At 65.6% G+C, this 20,301-nt stretch carries 17 protein-coding genes; 7 read left to right on the forward strand and 10 right to left on the reverse strand.

From position 1 onward, the window contains the following. Positions 1-68 precede the first annotated feature (68 nt). Together JC616_RS13865 and JC616_RS13870 are read right to left on the reverse strand one after the other, a co-directional pair. Complete coding sequence (locus JC616_RS13865; protein WP_227103680.1) at positions 69-1,463, reverse strand: dihydrolipoyl dehydrogenase; 1,395 nt, start codon at positions 1,461-1,463, stop codon at positions 69-71. Positions 1,464-1,611: 148 nt separating this feature from the next. Then, positions 1,612-2,343, reverse strand: a complete 732-nt coding sequence (locus JC616_RS13870; RefSeq protein WP_107799452.1) for a glutathione peroxidase — start codon at positions 2,341-2,343, stop codon at positions 1,612-1,614. Positions 2,344-2,526: 183 nt separating this feature from the next. On the opposite strand from JC616_RS13870, the gene trkA reads away from it, so the two are divergent. From trkA to JC616_RS13905, 7 genes are all read left to right on the forward strand, one after another. Beyond that, positions 2,527-3,900 (forward strand): Trk system potassium transporter TrkA, encoded by a 1,374-nt coding sequence (gene trkA, locus JC616_RS13875; protein ID WP_227103682.1) that lies wholly within the window; start codon positions 2,527-2,529, stop codon positions 3,898-3,900. 2 nt (positions 3,901-3,902) lie between these two features. Then, complete coding sequence (gloA2, locus tag JC616_RS13880) at positions 3,903-4,295, forward strand: SMU1112c/YaeR family gloxylase I-like metalloprotein (RefSeq protein ID WP_199226016.1); 393 nt, start codon at positions 3,903-3,905, stop codon at positions 4,293-4,295. Between the two features lie 3 nt (positions 4,296-4,298). After that, positions 4,299-5,753 carry a TrkH family potassium uptake protein gene (locus tag JC616_RS13885; RefSeq protein ID WP_227103684.1) on the forward strand — a complete coding sequence of 485 codons (1,455 nt, stop codon included), beginning with the start codon at positions 4,299-4,301 and terminating at the stop codon, positions 5,751-5,753. An 80-nt stretch (positions 5,754-5,833) separates the two neighbouring features. Further along, positions 5,834-7,729 (forward strand): lytic transglycosylase domain-containing protein, encoded by a 1,896-nt coding sequence (locus tag JC616_RS13890; protein ID WP_227103686.1) that lies wholly within the window; start codon positions 5,834-5,836, stop codon positions 7,727-7,729. Between the two features lie 203 nt (positions 7,730-7,932). Beyond that, positions 7,933-8,880 (forward strand): complex I NDUFA9 subunit family protein, encoded by a 948-nt coding sequence (locus JC616_RS13895; RefSeq protein WP_227103689.1) that lies wholly within the window; start codon positions 7,933-7,935, stop codon positions 8,878-8,880. Positions 8,881-8,895: 15 nt separating this feature from the next. After that, positions 8,896-10,119 (forward strand): multifunctional CCA addition/repair protein, encoded by a 1,224-nt coding sequence (locus JC616_RS13900; protein WP_227103691.1) that lies wholly within the window; start codon positions 8,896-8,898, stop codon positions 10,117-10,119. A 1-nt stretch (position 10,120) separates the two neighbouring features. Next, on the forward strand, positions 10,121-11,239 hold the full coding sequence (locus JC616_RS13905; protein WP_227103693.1) for a 2-methylaconitate cis-trans isomerase PrpF family protein: 1,119 nt from the start codon (positions 10,121-10,123) through the stop codon (positions 11,237-11,239). Between the two features lie 20 nt (positions 11,240-11,259). Here the strand turns inward: JC616_RS13905 and JC616_RS13910 are convergent, their stop codons facing one another. The 8 genes from JC616_RS13910 to tssH all read right to left on the reverse strand — a co-directional run bounded on the left by JC616_RS13910 (position 11,260) and on the right by tssH (position 20,274). Continuing rightward, positions 11,260-12,072: a rhomboid family intramembrane serine protease gene (locus JC616_RS13910; protein WP_227103695.1), complete on the reverse strand. Its 813-nt coding sequence runs from the start codon at positions 12,070-12,072 to the stop codon at positions 11,260-11,262. Between the two features lie 110 nt (positions 12,073-12,182). Beyond that, entirely contained in the window at positions 12,183-12,743 is a 561-nt protein-coding gene (locus JC616_RS13915; RefSeq protein ID WP_227103697.1) for a hypothetical protein, read from the reverse strand. A gap of 30 nt (positions 12,744-12,773) precedes the next feature. Next, positions 12,774-13,577, reverse strand: a complete 804-nt coding sequence (locus JC616_RS13920) for a TrmH family RNA methyltransferase (RefSeq protein WP_227103699.1) — start codon at positions 13,575-13,577, stop codon at positions 12,774-12,776. A 5-nt stretch (positions 13,578-13,582) separates the two neighbouring features. Then, entirely contained in the window at positions 13,583-14,908 is a 1,326-nt protein-coding gene (locus JC616_RS13925) for an HDOD domain-containing protein (protein ID WP_227103701.1), read from the reverse strand. Beyond that, positions 14,895-15,638 (reverse strand): class I SAM-dependent methyltransferase, encoded by a 744-nt coding sequence (locus JC616_RS13930; protein ID WP_227103703.1) that lies wholly within the window; start codon positions 15,636-15,638, stop codon positions 14,895-14,897. The genes JC616_RS13925 and JC616_RS13930 overlap by 14 nt, the downstream gene beginning before the upstream one ends. Positions 15,639-15,657: 19 nt before the next feature. After that, positions 15,658-16,587, reverse strand: a complete 930-nt coding sequence (gene motB, locus JC616_RS13935; protein ID WP_107799461.1) for a flagellar motor protein MotB — start codon at positions 16,585-16,587, stop codon at positions 15,658-15,660. 15 nt (positions 16,588-16,602) lie between these two features. Then, positions 16,603-17,460, reverse strand: coding sequence for a flagellar motor stator protein MotA (gene motA / locus JC616_RS13940; protein WP_107799462.1), 858 nt, complete (start codon positions 17,458-17,460; stop codon positions 16,603-16,605). A gap of 192 nt (positions 17,461-17,652) precedes the next feature. Further along, entirely contained in the window at positions 17,653-20,274 is a 2,622-nt protein-coding gene (gene tssH / locus JC616_RS13945) for a type VI secretion system ATPase TssH (protein WP_227103705.1), read from the reverse strand. Positions 20,275-20,301 lie beyond the last annotated feature (27 nt).

The following is a 20,301-nucleotide window of genomic DNA, read 5'->3' on the forward strand; positions in this document are numbered from 1 at the left end:
GCCATGGCGGGGACCATGGACGGGCGGAAAAACGGCGACATCCCGCTTGGGAATGCCGCCGGCAAGACTCAGTCTTGCGCCAGCTTGGTGGCGGCGTCGCGCAGCGCGGTGCGCAAGCCTTCTTCTATCACCGGGTGATAGAAGGGCATCTCCAGCATCTGGGCAACGGTCAGGCCTTGCTGATGGCTCCAGGCCAGCAAGTGAGCCAGGTTCTCGGCGCGCGGACCTATCATTTCCGCGCCCAGGAAGCGGCCGCTGCCGCGCTCGGCGTATACATGCAGCAGGCCCTGGTTGACGCCCATCACCCGGCTGCGGCCCTGGTCTTCAAAACTGACGGCGCCCGCCACGAAGCCATCCGCCGGCAAATCGGCGAAGCGGCTGCCCACCATCATCATCTGCGGATCGGAAAACACCACGGCGATGCTGGAGCGGCGCAGGCCGGGCTGTACTGCCGGATACTGCGCGGCATTGTCGCCGGCGGTCTTGCCTTCGTCGGCGGCCTCGTGCAGCAGCGGCAGGATGTTGTTGGCGTCGCCGGCGATGAAAATCGGCGAATTCCCGCACTGTAGCGTCCGCGGATCGAACTTGGGCACGCCGCCCGTGTCCAGTTCCAGGCCGGCGTTTTCCAGCGCCAGACCGCGCACATTGGGCGCCCGGCCGGTGGCGGCCAGCACGTAATCGAAACGCTCGCAGACTTCTTCGCCGTCCAGATTGACGTAGCGGATTTGCGCCTTGTCGTCGACCAGGCCCATTTCCAGCACCTTGGCGTCCGGGTCCAGATAGAACTCCCGGCCCAGCGCCCGGCTGGCGTAGTCGCGCACAGCGGGGTCCGACAGCGGGCCGACGCCGCCGCCGCGGCCGAACACGCGAACCTTGACGCCCAGGCGGGACAGCGCCTGCCCCAGTTCCAGACCGATGACGCCGGGGCCAAACACCGCCACGCTGTCCGGCAGCGTGTCCCAATCGAACACATCGTCGTTGATGATCAATCTATCGCCGAATACCTGGAACGGCGGCGGGATCAAAGGCGAGGAACCGGTGGCGATCACCACGCGGCGCGCCTGCACCAGCGTGTGCTCGTCCACTTGCAAGGTGGTGTTGTCGATGAAGCGCGCGTAGCCGCGCAGCCGGTCTTGCGGCGGAATGCTTTCCACGCCCTTGAGCACGAAGCCGACGAAACGGTCGCGCTCGCGCTTGACGCGGTCCATCACCTCGCGGCCGTCGATGCGCACGTCCCCGTCCACATGTACGCCGAAAGGCGCGCTGTGACGCAGTTCGTGCGCGGCCTCGGCGGCGGCGATCAGCAGCTTGGACGGCATGCAGCCGACGCGGGCGCAAGTGGTGCCGTAAGGACCGCCTTCAATCACCACGGCGCTGGCGCCGCGAGCCTTGGCGGCGCGGTAGGCTGCGAGGCCGGCGGTGCCGGCGCCGATCACGGCGACATCGATGTTCAAGGTATGCATTTCATTCCTTTCGGTATCGGGATACGGCACGGCACGCTGGGCATGCCGTCTCGTATCCCGGTAAAAAAAGGGCCGGACGGAGCATCCGGCCCGCAACAACTCCGGTGGCATCAGGGCCCGAGCCACCGGGGACGAACACAGTTGAGGCTTACTTGGAGAAGTACTTTTCCACTTCGTCGGCGGAGCCGATCAGCTGGCCGTTGATGAACACCTGCGGCGCGGTCATCTTGCCGGCCACGGCGCCCAGCACCTTGCCGCGCACCTTGTTGTCCAGCGGCACTTCGACGAAGTCGTAGCCGTTTTCGCTCAGCACCGCCTTGGCGCGCGCGCAGTGCGGGCAACCCGTCTTGGAGAACACCACCACTTGGTCCGGCTTCTTGGCGCTGGGATTGACGTAGTCCAGCAGAGTGTCGGCGTCGGACACCTTGAACGGATCGCCCGGCTCTTGCGGCTCGATGAACATCTTGTCCACCACGCCGTCCTTCACCAGCATGGAGTAGCGCCAGCTGCGCTTGCCGAAGCCCAGGTCCTGCTTGTCCACCAGCATGCCCATGCCCGCGGTGAAATCGCCGTTGCCGTCCGGGATCATCACCAGGTTCTGCGCTTCCTGATCCTTGGCCCATTCGTTCATCACGAAGGTGTCGTTAACCGATACGCAGAGGATGGCGTCCACGCCGTTGGCGAAGAAGGCCGGCGCCAGCTCGTTGAAGCGCGGCAGGTGGGTGGAGGAACATGTGGGGGTGAACGCGCCCGGCAGCGAAAACACCGCTACGGTTTTGCCGTCGAACAGTTCGGCGGTGCTGACATCTTTCCACTCGTTGTTGTCACGAACACGGAAAGTGACATTCGGTACGCGTTGGCCTTCACGGTTTTGCAACATGGCGAGACTCCTTGTTTGGATTGACTGACAGGTTTAATAAATCGATGGGTGCATTCTGATAGCTGAGAGCAAATTCGTCTAATTGATTGTGGCAAGGCTGCTGATTTGCTTTTTTAATCGACAAGCAAGCGGCCGCGCTAACCGTTAAAATTGCATAAACGACTCAAACGGCCAGGCAAGACGGTGAAGATTCTGATTCTCGGCGGCGGACAAGTGGGCGCCAATGTGGCGGAGAACCTGCTTTCGGAAAATAACGACATCACGGTGGTGGATCAGGATTCGGCGCGGCTCAAGCAGCTGCAGGACAGGCTGGACATCCGCACCGTGGCCGGCAACGCCGCCCATCCTCAGGTGCTGGCCGATGCCGGCGCGGCGGACAGCGACATGGTGCTGGCGCTGACCCGCGACGACGAAACCAATCTGGTGGCCTGCAAAATGGCCGAAGCCTGTTTCAACATCCCCACCCGCATCGCCCGCATCCGCTCCAGCGACTACCTGGAATCCGAGCACGGCGATCCGCTCGCCCACTTCGGCATCGAATCCGCCATCTGTCCGGAACAGATCGTCACCGACCACATCTATCAGTTGTTCGCCTACCCCGGCGCGCTGCAAGTGCTGGACTTCGCCGACGGCAAGCTGCAACTGGTGGTGTCCCGCGCCCACTCCGGCGGCAAGCTGCTGGGCATGCCGCTGCGCCATATACGCGAACACATGCCGGACGCGGATTGCCGCGTCTGCGCCGTCCACCGCCGGGACACGCTTTTGGTGCCGGACGGCGACACCGTGCTGGAGGAAGGCGACGAGGTCTTCTTCGTCGCCGCGCGCGAGCACGTGCAGGCCATGCTCAAGGAACTGCGCTTCAGCGAACGGCCCTTGCGGCGCATCATGATCGCCGGCGGCGGCAATATCGGCTACCGGCTGGCCAAACTGCTGGAGAACGATTTCAGCGTCAAAGTGATAGAAGCGCGGCCGGAACGCGCGCAATGGTTGGCGGAACGGCTGGAACACGCGCTGGTGCTGCGCGGCGAGGCCACCGACGAAGAGCTGCTGGACGCCGAGAACGTGGACGAGATGGATGTGTTCTGCGCGCTGACCAACGACGACGAAGACAACATCATGTCCACGCTGCTGGCCAAGCGCATGGGCGCGCGCCGGGTGGTGGCCCTGGTCAACCGCACCAGCTATGTGGACCTGCTGGAAGGCCACCGCATCGACATCGTGATTTCGCCCCACCTGTCCACCATAGGCTCCATCCTGGCCCATATCCGCCAGGGCGACGTGGAGGCGGTGCACCCGCTGCGCCGCGGCGCGTCGGAGGCGATGGAAGTCATCATCCACGGCGACGCGCAGCAATCGCGGCTGACCGGCCGCCGCATCGACCAGATCGACATGCCGCACGGCAGCCACATCGTGGCGGCCATCCGCGGTGAACAGGTGCTGATGGCGCACCACGATCTGACGGTGGAAAACGGCGACCATCTGATCATCTTCCTGTCGCGCCGCCGGGTGATCCGCCAGGTGGAAAAACTCATTCAGGTCAAACTGGGCTTTCTGTGACCATGCATCTGACCGGCCTGCACCACGTGGCGATCATCGCCTCCGACTACGCCCGCTCGCGCGACTTCTACCACCGCGTCCTCGGCCTGCCCATCCTGGCCGAACACTGGCGCGCCGAACGCCAGTCCTGGAAGCTGGACCTGGCCGCGCCGGGCGGCGGCCAGCTGGAATTGTTCAGCTTTCCCTCGCCGCCGCCCCGCCCCACGCGGCCGGAAGCCTGCGGCCTGCGCCACCTGGCCTTCGCCTGCGCCGATCTCGCCGCCTGTCGCCAAAGCCTGCTGGCCGAGGGCGTGGCGGTGGAGGATGTCCGCGTGGACGAATACACCGGCGCGCGCTTTTTCTTCTGCGCGGACCCGGACGGCTTGCCGCTCGAGTTCTACCAGCCGCGGGACTGAGACATGCGCAAGATACTCGCCATCCTCTATGTGCTGTCCAAGCTGATCATGCTGTTCTCCTGCACCTTCCTCGCGCCGGCGCTGGTCTCCATCCTGTACCGCGACGGCGCGCTGGACACCTTCGTCACCGCCGCCGTGGCCGGCCTGGCCATCGGCCTCGCCTTGTGGTCCGCCACCCGGCGCTACCAGCGCGAACTGAAGCCGCGCGACGGCTTCATCCTGGTCACCACGCTGTGGGTGGGTTTCGCCATCACCGCCTCCTTCCCCTTCATGCTGGCGCGGCCGGACATGTCCTTCAGCCACGCCTTCTTCGAGGCGATGTCCGGCCTCACCACCACCGGCTCCACCGTGATCAGCGGCCTGGACGCCCTGCCGGCCTCGCTCAATTTCTGGCGCCACTTCCTCAATTGGATGGGCGGCATGGGCATCATCGTGCTGGCGGTGGCCATCCTGCCCATCCTCGGCATCGGCGGCATGCAGCTGTACAAGGCGGAAACGCCGGGGCCGATGAAGGACAGCAAGCTGGCGCCGCGCATCACCGAAACCGCCAAGAACCTGTGGCTGGTCTACAGCGGCTGGACGCTGGCGGTGGCCCTGGCCCTGAAAGCCGCCGGCCTGAGCTGGCTGGACGCGGTGTGCCACGCCTTCGCCGCGCTGTCCCTGGGCGGCTTCTCCACCCGGGACAGCAGCGTGGGCGCATTCGACTCCCTGCCGGTGGAACTGATCCTGAGCTTCGGCATGATAGTCGGCGCGATGAACTTCGCCACCCACTTCCTGGCGCTGCGTCAACGCTCGCTGCGCGCCTATCTGCGCGACCCGGAGGCCAAGGCCATGTTGTGGCTGCTGCTGGGCAGCATTCTGGCGATGAGCGCCTATCTGTGGGCCCACCGCGTCTACGACTTCCCCACCGCTCTGCGCCACGTCAGCTTCAATCTGATCTCCATCGCCACCGACAGCGGCTTCGCCAGCGTGGACTACGCGCGCTGGCCTATTTTCGTGCCATTGTGGATGCTGTTCCTGTCCAGCGTCACCGCCTGCTCCGGCTCCACCGGCGGCGGCATCAAGATGGTGCGCACCCTGATGCTGAGCAAGCAAAGCGTCAATGAAATGACGCGGCTACTGCATCCGGCTGCGGTGCGCCCGGTGAAAATCGGCGGCAAAGTGGTGCCGCAAGACGTGATGCTGTCGGTAATGGGCTTCATATTTGTCTACTGCATGTGCATAGTGATACTAAGCTTCGCGCTGATCGCCAGCGGCCTGGATTTTCTCAGCGCCTTCACCGCGGTGATCGCCTCGATCAACAATGCCGGGCCCGGGCTCGGCGTGGTCGGACCGGCGTCGAACTACGCGTCGCTGTCCGACTTCCAGATATGGACTTGCAGCCTGGCCATGCTCCTGGGCCGGCTGGAAGTGTTTACCCTGCTGATCCTGTTCACGCCGGCCTTCTGGCGCAAATAGGACGCGAAGAATTTACCCGCCGCGCGCGGGTCTGAACCAAAGCGGCGCCCCGCGCCGGATAATAAAGACGAAACCGGATCATGAACCCTATGACATTCACCGCCCCCAGCCGCATGCTCGCCCTCAGCCTGGCGCTGACGGCCGCCCTGCCCGCCTTCGCCGGCGCCGACGACGAACTGATCGCCGCCCGCGACGCCTTTCGCGGCAACAAGCTGGGCCAGTTGGCCAGCCTGGCGGGCGGCATGCCGTCCAACTACCCCTTGAAGGACTACCCGGCTTACTGGCTGGCGCTCAAGGCGCTGGACGGCGACGACGACGGCCCGGCCCAGAACTTCCTGGCCCGCGTGGACGAAGGCCTGATGCCGGAGCGCGTGCGCAACGAATGGCTGAAAAAACTGGCCGCGCGCGAAAGCTGGAGCCGCTTCGCCTCGGAGTGGAAAAAACTGCCGCCGGAAGGCCGGGACGAAGAATCCAGCTGCTACGGTCAGCTCAACGAGCTGAATCAGGGCAAGGCGCCGACGGATCTGGACCGCTTCCTGGAAAGCCGTCCGCTGCCGGAAGGCTGCAACCGCCTGATCGCCGAGGCCGCGCGCCGCGGCGTCGTGAAGCGCGACTGGCTGTGGCAGCGCGCCCGCCTGCTCCTGGCCGGCAACTACCTGAGCCAGGCGCGCCAACTGGCCGCCAACACCGGCCTGCCGCTGGACAACGCCGCGCTCAGCAAGCCGGCCAACGCCGATCTGTCCACCCCCGGCGGCCAGGAAGCGGCGGTCTACGACATCGTGATCAAGGGCAAGGCCAATATCAGCAACGGCCTGGGCAAACTGCTCGATCACGAAAAGTCCTTGAGCAAGGAACGCGCCGGCTTCGCCTGGGGCCAACTGGCCTTGCTGTCCGCGCGCAAACAGCAGGCGGCGCAAGCGCTGCAGTGGTTCGACAAGGCCGACGCCGACCAGCTGACCGCCGAGCAATGGGAGTGGTGGGCGCGCTCGGCGCTGCGCCTGGAGCAATGGACCCAGCTGGAGAAAATCATCCGCGCCATGCCTGTCACCGTCAGCGCCAAACCGGCCTGGCGCTACTGGCGCGGCCGCTCGCTGCAACAGCTGGGCCGGCAGAACGAGGCGACGCCGCTGTTCAGCCAGGCCAGCATCGGCCACAACTACTACGCGCTGCTGTCGCTGGAAGAACTGGGCAACAGCCTGTCCACCCCGGCCAGCAAAAGCGGCCCGGCCAAGGACGACATCAAGCAGATGAGCGAGGAGCCGGCGATCAAACGCGCGCTGGCGTTGCTGGAGCTGGCCGAACGCCACGTCAAGCCCGAGTTCCGCGCCGACGCACAGCGCGAATGGCGCTGGGCGATGCGCAACCGCAGCGACATCGAACTGCTGGCCGCCGCCGAAGTGGGCCGCCGCGCCAGCTTCTACGATATGGCCATCTACAGCGCCGAACGCACCAAGGAAGAACACGATTACTCCTTGCGCTACCTGACGCCCTACCGCGACGTCACCCAGCGCTACGCCAAGCAACTGGACATCGACGACGCCTGGGTCTACGGCCTGATCCGCCAGGAAAGCCGCTTCATCACCATGGCGCGCTCCGGCGTCGGCGCTTCCGGCCTGATGCAGCTGATGCCGGCCACCGCCAAATGGGTGGCCAAGAAAATCGGCCTGGGCCAATACGCGGTCAACGACATCGAAACCAATGTGCAACTGGGCACCTGGTATCTGCGCTACGTGCTGGACAGCTTGTCCAGCAACGAAGTGATGGCCACCGCCGCCTACAACGCCGGCCCGGGGCGCGCGCGCGCCTGGCAGGCGGACCGCACGCTGGACGGCACCATCTACGCCGAAACCATCCCCTTCACCGAGACCCGCGACTACGTGCAGAAAGTGATGGCCAACGCCGCTTATTACTCCAGCACCTTCGGCCACGCCAACATCTCGCTGAAAAACCGGATGGGCGTGGTGCCGTCCCGCTGAAAGCCTGCGCCGCCCAAGGGCGGCGCGCCCTCCCACAAGTACCATAAAGAACCTGTTCAAGGGCTAGCGAGCGAGAGCGAGACAAGGCGAAAACGATAGAGAAAGCGGAATGTACATGCGGTGCATGAGCATTTCGAAATCGTTTTTAACGCCGTATCGCCAACGCGCAGCAGGCTTTGAACAGGCTCGAAGAAAGGGAACCCATGACTTATCAACGCATCTGCGTCATCGGCGGCAGCGGCTTCATCGGCAGCTACATCGCGGAACGGCTGACCGAACAAGACTGCCAGCTGACCATCGCCACCCGCCGGCGCGAACGCGCCAAGGCCTCGCTGCTGGTGCTGCCCGGCGCGCAGCTGGTGGAAGCGGACATCCACCGTCCGGAAGCGCTGGAACAACTGATTTCCGGCCACGACGCGGTGATCAATATGGTGGGCATCCTGCACGGCAGCGCCGCGCAGTTCGACAAAGCCCATGTGCAATTGACCGAGAAGGTGATCGCGGCCTGCCGCAGCCAGGGCGTGCGCCGGCTGATCCACATCAGCGCGCTGGGCGCCGACGAGCGCGGCCCCAGCCTGTACCAGCAAAGCAAGGGCCGCGCCGAAGCGCGCGTGCGCGAAAGCGGCCTGGAATGGACCCTCTTGCGGCCGTCCGTGGTGTTCGGCCACGGCGACAGCTTCCTCAATATGTTCGCCGGCCTGCTGCGCAAAGCGCCCTTTCTGCCCTTGGCCGGCGCAAAGACGCGCTTCGCGCCGATCTGGGCCGGCGACGTCGCCCACGCGGTGGCGGCCAGCCTGTCGCGCCGCGCCACCATCGGCCAAAGCCTGGACCTGGCCGGCCCCGGCGTTTACACGCTGGCCGAGCTGGTAAGCCTGGTGGGCCGCCATATCGGCAAGCCGCGCCCGGTGATCGCGCTGCCGCAGGGCCTGGCCATGCTGCAGGCCGCATTGATGGAATGCCTGCCCGGTCCCGCGCTGATCAGCCGCGACAATGTGCGCTCGCTGAGCGTGGACAATGTCAGCGACCAGCCCTTCCCCGCCGCTCTGCTGGGCTTCAGCCCCACGGCGCTGGAAGCGCTGGCGCCGGCCTTGCTGGGCACGGAGGAATTCAATCTGCAGATGTCCGCCTACCGCCGCCAGATCGCGCGCTGAACGGGAAACGGATCAATGCAATGCTATATCGTCGGCGGCGCCGTGCGCGACCGCCTGCTGAAACTGCCGGTGAAAGACCGCGACTGGGTGGTGGTGGGCGCCAGCCCGCAAGACCTGCTGGCGCTGGGCTATAAGCCGGTGGGCAAGGACTTTCCGGTGTTCCTGCACCCGGACACCCACGAGGAATACGCGCTGGCGCGCACCGAGCGCAAAACCGGCAAGGGCTACCACGGCTTCGCCGTCTACGCCGCGCCGGACGTGACGCTGGAACAGGATCTGGCCCGACGCGACCTGACCATCAACGCCATCGCCGAGGCGGCGGACGGCAGCCTGATCGACCCCTACCACGGCCGGCGCGACCTCGAGGCCGGCGTCCTGCGCCACGTCAGCCCCGCCTTCGCCGAAGACCCGGTGCGCATCCTGCGGCTGGCGCGCTTCGCCGCCCGTTTCGGCTTCGCCGTGGCCGAGGACACCATGGCGCTGATGCGGCAAATGGTGGCGGACGGCGAAGCCGACGCCCTGGTAGCGGAGCGGGTGTGGCAGGAGCTGGCCAAGGGCCTGATGGAGGAGCGGCCGTCGCGCATGTTCCTGGTCCTGCGCGCCTGCGGCGCCCTCGCCCGCGTGCTGCCGGAGCTGGATGCGCTGTTCGGCGTGCCGCAGCGGGCCGACCACCACCCGGAAATCGACACCGGCGACCACGTGATGCGGGCGCTGGACTGCGCCGCCGAGCAAGGCCTGCCGCTGGCGGCGCGCTTCGCCGCGCTGACCCATGACCTGGGCAAGGCGCTGACGCCGGCGGACATGCTGCCGCGCCACATCGGCCACGAGGCCGCCGGCGAAGCCCCGCTGCTGACGCTGTGTCAGCGTTTGCGGGTGCCGGCCGACTGTCGCGACCTGGCGCGCGTCACGCTGTTGAGCCATACCAAAGTACACTGTGCTTTCGAATTGAAGCCAAGCACAATATTGAGATTGTTCAAGCAAACCGACGCCTTGCGGCGGCCGGAACGCTTCTTGCTGATGCTGGACGCCTGCCGCGCGGACGCGCGCGGACGCCTGGGCTTCCACGACCGGCCCTATCCGCAGGCGGACTACCTGTCCGCGCTGCTGGACGCGGCGCTGGCGGTGGACGCCGGCGGCATCGCCCGCCAGTGGGAAGACAAGCGCACGCTGCCGGAAGCGATAGATCGCGCCCGGACCCGCGCCATCGCCGTCCGCAAGGAGCAACTGGAGACGCACTGACATGGCCGCGACCTACCGTCTGCCGTCCACGCTGATGCGCGGCGGCACCAGCAAGGGTCTGTTCATCCGCGCCGATGCGCTGCCCGAGGACACCTCCTCCTGGGAACGCATGCTCTTGCGCGCCATCGGCAGCCCGGACCCGCATGGCAAGCAGATCGACGGCCTGGGCACCGGCCGGGCCAGCACCAGCAAGGTGATGATACTCAGCCCGTCGCGGCGCGACGATTGCGACGTCGATTGCCTGTTCGGCCATGTATCGATAGAGGATGCGATGATCGACTGGTCCGGCAACTGCGGCAACCTCAGCGCCGCGGTGCCGCTGTTCGCGGTGATGGAAAAACTGGTAGAGCCGCGCGACGGCGTGGCCTCCATCGGCATCTGGCAAGCCAATGTCGGCAAGCGCATCGTCGCCGAACTGGAAATCATGCACGGCCAGCCGGTCTGGCAAGGCGACTACCGCATCGACGGCGTCGCCTTTCCCGGCGCGCCGATCCGGCTGCGTTTCCTGGACCCGGCCGGCGGCAGCTCCGGCGAACTCTACCCCACCGGCAAGCTGGTGGACGAATTGACGCTGCCGGACGGCAGCCGGGTGGAAGCCACCCTGGTGGACGCCGGCAATCCCACGGTGTTCGTCCGCGCCCGGGACTTCGGCCTCAAGGGCGACGAAGAAATGGCGGCCTTGCCTGAGACAGCGCGCCACCGGCTGGAGTGGGCGCGGGAAATCGCCGCCGTGGTCATGGGCCTGGCGCCCGACATTTTCGCCGCCCGGCGGGAACGGCCCGGCTCGCCGCGGATCAGCCTGCTATCGGAAAGCCGGGACGAGGATTGCCAGATCAACGCCCGCATCCTGACCTCCGGCCGCTCGCTGCACCACGCCTACACCGGCACCGGCGCCATCGCGCTGGCCTGCGCCTGCGCCACCGAAGGCACGCTGCCGCAGCAAGTGGCCGGCGCGCCGGTGCGCGGCATGCCGCTGACCTTCAGCCACGCCAGCGGCAGACAAACGGTGGAAGCGGTGCTGGGCCACTCGGACGAATACGGCTGGACTATCAGCGAAGTGGTGATGACCCGCACCGCCAGGCCGCTGATGCGCGGCGAAGTCTACATCCCGCTGGACTAGCCGGCCAGCGGACCGCCGCGTCAAGGCTGCGCGGGCTCCGCGGCAGGCGCTTGACGCAGCTGCGCCGCCAACTCGCTCAGATCTTCGGACCCCAGCGCCTGGCTCGCCTGATGCGCGCCCAGCGCCGCCGCGCCGGCCAAGGCCGCGAACATCAACAGCCGCGGCAGCGGACGCAGGCGCAGCCAGCCCAGCACGCCCAAGGGCAAGCCGGCCAGGAGGCCGCCGATATGGCAGGCCTGGTCCACGCCGGACACCATGAAACCCATGCCCAGGTTCAGCAGCACCACTTGCGCCAAGGCCTTGCCCTGCGAGCCGCCCATGTCGGCGTCGCTGAGGCCGGCCACGCACATCGCCCCGGCCAGGCCCATCAAGGCGCCGGACGCGCCGACGCTGGCCACCAGGCGGATGCTGCTCTGCATCAGCAGATTGGTCACCGGATGCGTGCCGTACCACCAGGCGCTGACCAGGCCCGCCGTCAGGCCGGTGGCGAGATAAATCGCCAGAAAGCCGATGCCGCCGAAGCGCTTCTGCGCCAAGGGACCGATCAGCAGCAACATATACATATTGAGCAGCAGGTGCATGGCGCCGCCGTGCACGAACATGCTGCTCAGCAGCCGCCAGCTTTCGCCGCCCAGGGTGAACGGCGCCAGATTGGCGCCCCAGCTCACCAGTTGCTCGGGATCGGGCTCAGTCCAGGAAACGCCCGAGGTGCCCATCCAGACGTAAACGATCAGATTGGCGAGCACCAGGCCGATGGTGGCCCACTGCTGCCGCAGAAAAGAAGAAAGCCCGCCGAAGCGGGATGAGGAAGAATCAAGCGCGGTCTCATTCATCTGTGCTGGTTTCCTTTGTTTCAATTTGCCGTTTAAATATCTCCGGCGCATGATAAAGCAAACCAGGCAAAATAAAAATCAAACGCTACTCAATTTTCATGCGCAAGGCTTCAAGCCCTTGCCGGGTCGCGCAACAACGCCCACTCCACCTGCCGCAGCATGCGCCGGCGGATCAGGCCGCTGACCGGACGAATCAGATACCAGTACGGCGCAAAACGCCAACGGGTGCCCGCGTCGGGGCAATGCACGCGGGTCTGAGTCGACAGGCGCACGCCTTCGGCGACGGTTTCGCAGTGAAAGCTCAGCAACAGCCGAGCCACGCCCGGCTCATTCAAAGCCATGAAATCCTCAAGGCCGCCGATCTCGCGCAGGCCGAAGTCCGCGCGCCAGAAGGCGCCCGCCAGGCCCAGCGTCAATTCGCTATCGCCGTCGCGCGCTAGCGGCGTGAAGCTGTGCATGCCGAACGGCGGACGATTGCCGGGCAAGGCGCCGCTCAGGCGGCCGGGCAGTTCGCGCAGCGCCATGAAGCGCCGCGCCCAAGGGTCGTCCGCCGGCGCGACGCGTTGCACCGCGTCCAGCGTCGAGGCCGCATCGGCGGCCAGAATGCGGGAATGCGTCTCGACAAACTGATAATTGGGCAGAATGCGCTCCGCCAGCGCGAACCTAGTCATATATCCCCCCTAGTCCAGCGTTCTCAATGCTCAGGATGAGAAATCCGTCTCCAGCTGCCTCACCCGCTCGAACAAACACACTGTCGCCGCCATCGCCACATTCAGCGATTCGGCGTGGCCCGGCATCGGAATCCGCACCCGCGCATCGGCCAGAGCCAGCGCCTCCGCGCTGACACCGGCGCCCTCGTTGCCGAACACGAAAGCCACCGGTCCGCGCAGGTCCTGCGCGTACAAAGAAGTCGAGCCTTCCAGATGGGTGACCAGCTTGCGGCCGTCGTAGCGCGCCAGTTCGGCGCAAAGATCGGCCTGCTCGTGGATATTGAGCACGAAGTGCGCGCCCATGCCGGCGCGCAGCACCTTGGGCGAATAGACGTCGACGCAGCCCTTGGACAACATCAGTTCGCTGACGCCAGCCGCCGCCGCGCACCGCAGAATGGTGCCCAGATTGCCCGGATCCTGGATATCCTCCAGCATCACCCGCGACGCGGCTTCCGGGCAGGGCCGCGCTTGCGGCCGCGGGCACAAGGCCAGCAATTCCCCGGCGCTGGCCAGCGCGGTGGCCTTGGCCAACACCGCTTCCGGCACCGTGACCACGACCGTCGGCGCGCTCAGGCGCCGCAACAAGGCCTGCACCTCAGGATGCGCTTGCGCCGCCTCGTTGAGATACACCCGCTCGGGAACGATGCCGGCGTCCAGGCAGGACTCGGTCAGATGAATGCCCTCCAGCAACATCAACTGTTGCTTGCGGCGTTCGCGCGGGCTTTGCGCCAGGCGCGCCAATTGCTTGATTTCGTCGTTATGGGCGGAAGTGATGGTTTTGCTGATGTACGACATGTGTCCTATTGCGGCAGCAGGGTCAGGCGCGCCACTAAATCCTTGAAACGGTGGTAACTGTCCTCGTCGATCGCCTGGCCGCTATGGCCGTTGTCGACATAGAACACGCCGGACAGCGCATGTCCGACAAACAGGGTGATCAGGGCGAATTCATTGTCCCCGACATGCTCGAAAAACAGATCCTCGTAGCGCCGCTCCAACTGCTGGCGCACCAGGGCCGGCGCGTGGAAGCTTTGCGGCTTGCTGGTCAACACCGCGAAGAAAGAGCCCGGCTCCAACCCCAGGGCCAGCTTGCGCAGCGGATGGCTGTCGCCCAGGCCCAGCTGATAACGCAGCTTCAGCGCATGCGCGTCCTGATCGTAACGGTAGTACAACACCCGCTCGAACTTGAGATCGTTGGCCAGGTGGCGGATGGATTCGCGTATCGCTTTTTCCATCTGCTCCGCGTCGCTCAAGGCCGCGGTTTTCTGCAAGCTGGGCCGCTTGTACTCCCCTTCCAGCATCAACAGACTGCGCACCGGGTACATATAGCCCACCGCCCGGGGGTGGCGCGCCACCGACAAGGCCGCGTGCACCACCGCCTGATGCGCCAGATGCGGCGCGCAGCCTATCAGCTTGGCCGCGGCCTCCACGCCCACCTGCCAGGTGCTGCGCCAAATGCCTTGCTCCAGAGAGTTGGCGGTGGCCATCGCCAGGCGCAGCAATTGGCGGCGCTTGGTCGGACTCCCCGGCCCCAGCAGGGCGTTCAGGCCGGTGGGCAAGGGCATCAGCTTGATGAATTGCTCCAGCACCTGGGCGTAATCGCAATCGAAGGCGTTGGACATTTCCTGCAGCAGCGGGCGGTCCGGCAATTGATTGCGCTGCATCATGAACAGGCAGGCGGGCAGATTGTACAGCAAGGCGGCCACGAAACAGTCTTCCACCTTGTGATCGCCCTGCAGGGACAGCCACTCCTTGATCAGCAAGGCGGCCACCCGGGAACGGCCCAGCCAGTCCTCCACCGCCTCCAGCACCTCGGCGTCCAGCTTGTCCGGCACCGCCTCCAGCGCAGCGACGCGGCCAAAGCGGTTGGTCACAGCCTCCAGCCCCATCAGCAGCAGCGTCTGCTCCACCGAGGGAATGCTTTCATTGCGCTGCAAGGCGCGCGAACCGCCCACCACCCGGACCAGGTCCAACAGCAGAAAGGGGTCGGACAGACAGAGATTGGCGAGGTCGGTGAAATTGATCAGATCGCTGTGGCGAGCGCAGATGTCCTTCAGCTCGCCCAGCGTATTGGGCAGAATCGGCCAACGCCGTTCGGCGATGGACTTGATCCAGTTAGCAAGCTCCATGTGGGTGGCGCCAGATCAGTAATTCGGTTTGCAAAGCGCCTCCCAGCGGGATGCGTTCATCGGGTTCGACATCGGGCACGGCGAAGGTGTTGCTGACCAGCAGGCTGCCGGGCCGGCCTTCCGCCACAAACTTGCGCCAGACCTTAGCCATCGGCTCCGGGGACAGAAACACGTACACCGCATCGTACTCTCCCCAAGATTCCCTCCAAAAACTGCGGCAGGCGAACTCCAGCCGCCGCGGCCGCCGCGCCAGCCACCAGCGCGCGCGGGCCAACAACCAGCTGCCCCAGGCGCTTTCCAGCGCCCTAACCCTGACATCCGGCCGCAGCCGGCACAGCCAGACCGCCAGCCTGCCGTCTCCACAGCCTGCCTCCAGCAAGGCGGCCCGCCCCGGCAGGCGCTCGGCCAGGCGCTCCGCCGCCTGAGCGGAAGAGCGATACAAGGGCACGCGTTCCAGCACGGCGTTGCGGCCCAGCGCGAAAGTCAGCGCCAGCCCCAGCAAATACACCCAAGGCGGCAAGGCCGCCTGATGCATCAAGGCCAGCGCCGGCACGAACAGCCCGTGCAGCAAACGCTGCCAGCCCGGCAGGCGCATGAAAATGGCCAAGGCCGCCGCGCACAGGCCCTGCAGGATCGCCCAAGCCAAGGGCTGGGCGGCGGGGGCGACGAAATACATCGCCGCCAAGGCCGCCAGCACTTGCAGGCCCAGATGGCGCAAGCGGCTCAACAAGGCAACGCTCGCATCGGCATTATTTGGCCGGCGCTTCCGCCGGCGCCTCTGCCGGCTCCGCCCCGCCCTCCGCGGGCCCGCCAATCACATCCTGGTTCATCTGCGGCTTGTAGCCGTCGTTGAGGATATTGCTCTCGGCTTCCTTGTTCAGCACCACGATGGCGATGCGCCGGTTTTCCGGGCTGAACACATTGGTCTTCACCAGCGGGTTGGCCGAGGACAGGCCCACCACGCGCAAGACCTTGTTGTCCTGCAGGCCGCCCGCCACCAGCTCGCGCCGCGCCGCGTTGGCGCGGTCCGCCGACAGCTCCCAGTTGCTGTAGCCGCCCTGGCCGCTGCCGAATGGCTTGGCGTCGGTATGGCCGGAGATGCTGATCTTGTTCGGCATCATGTTCAGCTCTTTCGCCAGCTGCTGCAGCAAGACGCGGGTATGCGGCAGCATGCGCGAACTCCCGGAGTCGAACATCGAACGGTTCTGCTCATCCACGATCTGGATCTTCAGCCCGTCCGGGGTGATTTCCAGCTTGAGCTGGTTCTTGTACTCCTTGAGCAGCTCGCTGTGATCCACCGTGCTCTGGATCTTGTTCTGCAGCTGCTCCATCGAAGCTTTTTCCTGCTGCTTGCGCATGATCTCGTCTTGCGGCGAGCCGGACTTGTTGACCTGGCCGGTCTGCTTGGTCAAATCATTGCCGCCGCCCTTGATCACCGAGGTGGCGTCGCCGGCGCCGGCGCCGCCGGACAGCGCCACCTTCAGCGGCGTCTTGAAGTATTCGGCGATGCCGTTCAAAGTGCCCTGCGACGCGGAACCCAGCAGCCACATCAGCAGGAAGAAGGCCATCATCGCGGTCACGAAGTCGGCGTAGGCGATCTTCCAGGCGCCGCCATGGTGGCCGTGGCCGCCCTTCTTGATGCGTTTGACGATAATGGGCCGTTGCGATTCGTCAGCCATGATCGCGCCCCCCGCTTATTTCTTCGCCTGTTTCACATGGTCTTCCAGTTCCTTGAAGGACGGACGATCATGCGAAGCCAGCACTTTGCGGCCAAACTCCACCGCCACTTGCGGCGCGTAGCCGTTGAGGCTGGCCAGAATGGTGACCTTGATGGTTTGGTAGACTCGGGTGCCGTCGCCCAGCTTGTGCTCCAGAATGGTGGCCAGCGGGCCGACAAAGCCGTAGGCCAGCAAAATACCGAGGAAGGTGCCCACCAGCGCGTGGGCGATCAGCATGCCCAGCTCGGACGGCGGCGCGCCCACGGACTCCATAGTGTGCACCACCCCCATCACCGCCGCCACGATACCAAAGGCCGGCAAGCCGTCGGCCAGGCCCTTGACCGCGTTGACCGGCACTTCGCCCTCGTGATGGTGGGTTTCGATCTCCACGTCCATCAGGTTCTCGATCTCGAAAGCGTTGAGGTTGCCGCCCACCATCAGGCGCAGGTAATCACAGATGAATTCCACCACGTGGTGGTCGTGCAGAACGGTGGTGTATTTGGAAAAGACAGGACTGGCTTCCGGATTCTCGACATCGGCCTCGATGGACATCAGGCCTTCCTTGCGCACCTTGGTCAGAATCTCGAACAGCAGCGAGAACAACTCCATGTAGAAGGCCTTGCTGTAAGGCGTGCCCTTGAACACGGTGGGGAAAGCCTTCATCGTGGCCTTCAGCGGCGCGCCGCCGTTGGCCACCACGAAAGCGCCGAGCGCGGCGCCCGCGATCATCACCACCTCCAGCGGCTGCATCAACGCGGCGAGATGCCCCCCCGCAGCGACGAATCCCCCCAGCACGGAGCCAAGAATTATGAGGTACCCGATTCCGACGAACATGCGTCAAGTCCTGTCTTTGTGATTTTTCGGATCGCTGCGATTTCCATTACAGCACGACTTTTATTCTATTCATAATAGAAAAAGCGGATTGAATTGTATCAATCCGCTTTCCCAGCTGCAAAAAACATGGAAGGTGATATTCACTAGCGCTGAAAAATGACGAAGCCAAGTATCGGCGAGGCTCCGAGACGATTACAACAACGTCATTTCAAGCTGATCGTCCTGCCCCGCCGCCAGCGCAATCCGCGCCGGCATGCCCCCCCGCTCCAAACGCCACTGCAAACACTGCGCCGCCATTCCCGGCAACAACTGCTGCCGGATCAGATGATCCAGGCCTCTCGCGCCGTTGTCTCGCCTACCGCAAGCGCCGGCCATCGCCCGCGCGCAGTCCTCTCCGGCCTCAAGCTCAATGCCTTGCGACTCCTTCAGATGCGCGGCCAGCGTCGCCAGCTTCAATTGAGCGATCTCCGCCAAGGCGGACTCGGACAGCAGCCCAAACGGCACCACCTGCATCCTCGCCAGCAGCGGCGCCTGGAAATGGGCCAGCAACACGGGGCGCAACGCGTCCAGCCAGGCCCCGCGCTCCCGCTCCCCCTCCTGTTCCAGCAACAGCTCGCTGCCAAGATTCGACGTCATCAGAAACAGGGTATTGCGAAAATCGATCTCGCGGCCCTCCCCATCCCGCATGAAACCCCGATCAAACGCCTGGTAGAACAGGTTCAGCACATCGCGGTGCGCTTTTTCCACCTCGTCCAGCAAGATCACGCTGTACGGCCGACGCCTCACCGCCTCGGTCAGCACCCCGCCCTGGCCATAGCCGACATAACCCGGCGGCGAGCCTTTCAATTGCGAGACGGTATGCGCCTCCTGATACTCGGATAGATTGATGGTCAGCAAGGCCTGCTCGCCGCCAAACAATAGATCGGCCAAGGCCAGGCCGGTTTCGGTCTTGCCGACGCCGGACGGCCCGGTCAGCAAGAACACGCCCAAAGGGCCTCGCCCCGGCGCCAATCCGGACTTGGCCGCCAGCAGGGACTGGGCGATCTCGGCCACCGCGGCCTCCTGACCGCGCACTCGTTCCCGCAAGGCCGGCGCCAAACCCAATAGATTGGCCGCGTCATCCGCCAGCAGCTTGCCCACCGGCACCCCGGTCCAATCGGCAATCACCTCCGCCACCAAGGCGGCGTCCACGTCGGCGGCCGCCAAGCGGCGTTCCCCTTGCAAAGCCGCCAGATCGGCCCGCGCCTGGGCCAGCCGCGCCGCGCCGTCCGGCCGGCCGGCCCACTCCCGGCATAGCCTGCGCAGCGCCTCGGCGCCCTGCCGTTCCTGCTGGTAACGCCCTTGCAAAGCCTCGTTCTCAAGCCGCGCCGCCGCCAGTTCCGACTCGATCGCCCTCAGGCGGGACTCAAGCTGCGCGTTGCCCGCGCCCAGCCGCGCATCCTCCCGCAAAGCCTCGCTCTCGCTTTCCAGCGCCAAGACCCGCGCCTGCGCGCCCTGCAGCTCCGCCGCGGCCCCTTCCAGGCTCATCCGCGCCCGCGCCGCCGCCGTGTCGATCAAATCCACGGCCTTGTCCGGCAACTGCCGGCCGGCCAGGTAGCGCCGCGACAAGCTCACCGCCGCCGTGATCGCCTCGTCGCGGATCGCCACCCCGTGATGCTCGGCATAGCGCGGCTTCAAGCCCCGCAGCATCAAACAGGCCGCGGCATCGTCCGGCTCGTCCACCCTCACCATCTGGAAACGACGCTCCAGCGCCGCGTCCTGCTCGAAATACTGCTTGTACTCGGACCAGGTGGTGGCGGCTATCGTCCGCAGCTCGCCGCGCGCCAGCGCCGGCTTCAGCAGATTGGCCGCATCGCTGCCGCCGGCGGAATTGCCGGCGCCCACCAGCACATGCGCTTCGTCGATGAACAGCAAAATCGGTTCCGCCGCCGTGCGCACCGCCTCTATCACCTGCTTCAACCTCTGTTCGAACTCGCCCTTGACCCCGGCACCGGCCTGCAACAAACCCAGATCAAGCGCGAGCAGACGCACCCGGCGCAATGCCTCCGGCACCTCGCCCGCCGCAATGCGCAAGGCCAGGCCCTCGGCCAAAGCCGTCTTGCCCACCCCCGGCTCGCCCACCAGGATCGGATTGTTCTTGCGCCGACGCAGCAAGATATCCACCATCTGGCGCACTTCCTTGTCGCGCCCCAACACGGGATCGATCAAACCCTCGCGCGCCTTGGCTGTCAGGTCGCCGGCAAAACGGCTCAACACCTCAGGCAGCTCATCCGCCGCCGCGGCCCCGTCGCGGCCGGCCTCCGGCGGCGCAGACGCCGCGGCCTCCACAGATCCCAACGCCTCGGATTCCGCCGACACCTGCTCCAGCCAGGCCCAGCGCGCGCGCACCTGCGCGGCGGACAAACTGAATAATGGCCAGGCCTGCCGGCAAGACAAACGCTCCGGCGCCGCCAGCAAGGCGAGGTATAGATGAGCGGAACGCATCTGCCGGCCGCCGAAATCCAGCGAAGCGATCAACCAGGCGGCCTGCAGCAACTCCTGCAGCCCTCGCGACAAGCCCGGCTTGCCGCGCCGGTCCCGCGGCAGGCGCTCCAGCGCGGCCAGCAAGCCTTGCCAGATCTCATCCACGTCGATCTCGTAATGCCGCAGCAAAGCGGCCAGATCGCCGTCTCCCTGCTCCAATAACTTCACCAGCCAGTGCTCAACCGTGATTTCGGCATGCGTGCGCGCCTGGCACAACCCGGCCGCCGCCTCCAGCGCCCGGGCGCAGTGCTCGTTCAGTCTCCGCAGCAAATGAACAGAATCGAGAGTCATGTCCGTCTTTTCCCAAACAAAGCGCAT

The organism is Chromobacterium rhizoryzae (genome assembly GCF_020544465.1).
Classification (GTDB): Bacteria; Pseudomonadota; Gammaproteobacteria; order Burkholderiales; family Chromobacteriaceae; genus Chromobacterium.

Bases quoted from the DNA above. Each gene is read 5' to 3' on its own strand.
- JC616_RS13885 (WP_227103684.1), top strand. From the start codon at position 4,299: ATGCGCAAGATACTCGCCATCCTCTATGTGCTGTCCAAGCTGATCATG.
- JC616_RS13890 (WP_227103686.1), top strand. From the start codon at position 5,834: ATGAACCCTATGACATTCACCGCCCCCAGCCGCATGCTCGCCCTCAGC.
- JC616_RS13870 (WP_107799452.1), bottom strand. From the start codon at position 2,343: ATGTTGCAAAACCGTGAAGGCCAACGCGTACCGAATGTCACTTTCCGT.
- JC616_RS13925 (WP_227103701.1), bottom strand. From the start codon at position 14,908: ATGGAGCTTGCTAACTGGATCAAGTCCATCGCCGAACGGCGTTGGCCG.
- JC616_RS13915 (WP_227103697.1), bottom strand. From the start codon at position 12,743: ATGACTAGGTTCGCGCTGGCGGAGCGCATTCTGCCCAATTATCAGTTT.
- motB (WP_107799461.1), bottom strand. From the start codon at position 16,587: ATGGCTGACGAATCGCAACGGCCCATTATCGTCAAACGCATCAAGAAG.
- JC616_RS13895 (WP_227103689.1), top strand. From the start codon at position 7,933: ATGACTTATCAACGCATCTGCGTCATCGGCGGCAGCGGCTTCATCGGC.
- gloA2 (WP_199226016.1), top strand. From the start codon at position 3,903: ATGCATCTGACCGGCCTGCACCACGTGGCGATCATCGCCTCCGACTAC.
- JC616_RS13905 (WP_227103693.1), top strand. From the start codon at position 10,121: ATGGCCGCGACCTACCGTCTGCCGTCCACGCTGATGCGCGGCGGCACC.
- tssH (WP_227103705.1), bottom strand. From the start codon at position 20,274: ATGACTCTCGATTCTGTTCATTTGCTGCGGAGACTGAACGAGCACTGC.
- JC616_RS13865 (WP_227103680.1), bottom strand. From the start codon at position 1,463: ATGCATACCTTGAACATCGATGTCGCCGTGATCGGCGCCGGCACCGCC.
- JC616_RS13910 (WP_227103695.1), bottom strand. From the start codon at position 12,072: ATGAATGAGACCGCGCTTGATTCTTCCTCATCCCGCTTCGGCGGGCTT.
- JC616_RS13900 (WP_227103691.1), top strand. From the start codon at position 8,896: ATGCAATGCTATATCGTCGGCGGCGCCGTGCGCGACCGCCTGCTGAAA.
- JC616_RS13920 (WP_227103699.1), bottom strand. From the start codon at position 13,577: ATGTCGTACATCAGCAAAACCATCACTTCCGCCCATAACGACGAAATC.
- motA (WP_107799462.1), bottom strand. From the start codon at position 17,460: ATGTTCGTCGGAATCGGGTACCTCATAATTCTTGGCTCCGTGCTGGGG.